This window comes from Wolbachia endosymbiont of Madathamugadia hiepei (assembly GCF_013366855.1).
Taxonomy (GTDB): domain Bacteria; phylum Pseudomonadota; class Alphaproteobacteria; order Rickettsiales; family Anaplasmataceae; genus Wolbachia.
This window is the reverse complement of record NZ_WQMP01000190.1, coordinates 1-1,346: the sequence shown is the minus strand read 5'-3', so window position 1 is coordinate 1,346 and position 1,346 is coordinate 1. Positions and strand designations below refer to the sequence as shown.

Genomic DNA, 1,346 nt, shown 5'->3' with positions numbered 1-1,346 from the left:
GTACTGGCAAAACCAGCAGAGCAAACGACGATTATTGCTTGCGAAGCTGTTAAGATACTACACGAGGCTGGGATACCAAAAAACGCACTGCACCTTATTCCAGGAAATGGTCGGTATTTAGGTGAAACATTAATACCAGATAATAGAATTTCCGGTGTAGCTTTTACTGGTTCAACACAGACTGCTCAAATAATTAATAGAATGCTTGCTAGCAGAGACGGCCCTATTGTGCCACTTATTGCTGAAACTGGTGGATTAAATGCTATGATTGTTGACAGTTCTGCTCTCTTAGAACAAGTGACTGTAGATGTTTTAGTTTCTGCATTCCGTAGCGCTGGTCAACGCTGTTCTGCACTTAGAGTATTATTTATTCAAGAGGATATAGCAGAGAAACAGATAAAAATGATATGCGATGCAGTTCAAGAATTAAAGATTGGTGATCCAATACAACTGAGTACTGATATTGGTCCAATAATTGACAAAGCATCTATAGATATGCTGAATAAGCACACGGAGAAAATGTCAAGAGATAAGGATTCAAGCCTTTTATCCAAGGTACCCATGAATACAAATTCTCATAATGGTTATTTCTTTCCTCCATATATTTATGAGACACAAAAAATTCCGCAATTAAAGCAAGAAGTGTTTGGCCCCATTTTACATATTATACGTTTTAATAAGTCGCAGTTAAATGAAGTTATAAGTGATATAAACAGTACAGGATATGGGCTTACGTTCTCTTTGCAAAGCCGAATACAAAATCAGATCGATTTAATAAGCAAGAAAATATCAGTTGGAAATGTGTACATCAATCGCAATCAGATAGGTGCAGCAGTTGGCATACAACCGTTTGGCGGTAGAGGACTATCCGGCACTGGACCAAAAGCTGGGGGACCTCATTATCTACAGCGTTTCTCCACAGAAAAAGTTGTGAGTGTCAACACTACAGCATTTGGCGGTAATACTACGCTTATGTGCTTGGATTGATTTGAAGGTATTTTTCTTCTTTTAAAAATGTTGGATGTATGTCCCAGAGTATGACGCAGGGTTGAACATGTTTCACAAAGTATTCCTAATTCACTTTAGGCCCTGTGAACAAAATTTCGTCATGGGAAAATAAGGAAAAATGTAGCAAAAACTGGTAGTTTAACTTAGTCTCTGTGAACAAAATTTTAGAGAAGCCATATGAGAGAACCAACGAAGTTTAAAAAACCCATAAAAACCTCAGCAGTCTTGTCAAATCGAGAAAAAACACGTCTAAAGTTCTTGATTTTTCCAAAGAAGCATTCAATCAAATGCCGCTCTTTATAAAGATGTTTGTCGTAGTCTCTCTTCACTTTTCAATT

General features: G+C 37.4%; 1 protein-coding gene and 1 pseudogene. One reads left to right on the top strand and one right to left on the bottom strand.

Annotation, left to right across the window (positions count from 1 at the left end):
- The coding region (locus tag GO685_RS05275) for an aldehyde dehydrogenase family protein (protein WP_175937874.1) at positions 1–987 on the top strand (987 nt) is incomplete at its 5' end.
- A 185-nt stretch (positions 988–1,172) separates the two neighbouring features.
- On the opposite strand, the pseudogene GO685_RS05270 reads toward GO685_RS05275, so the two are convergent.
- A pseudogene (locus GO685_RS05270) lies at positions 1,173–1,340 on the bottom strand (IS5-like element ISSoc13 family transposase); the annotation flags it as partial.
- Positions 1,341–1,346 lie beyond the last annotated feature (6 nt).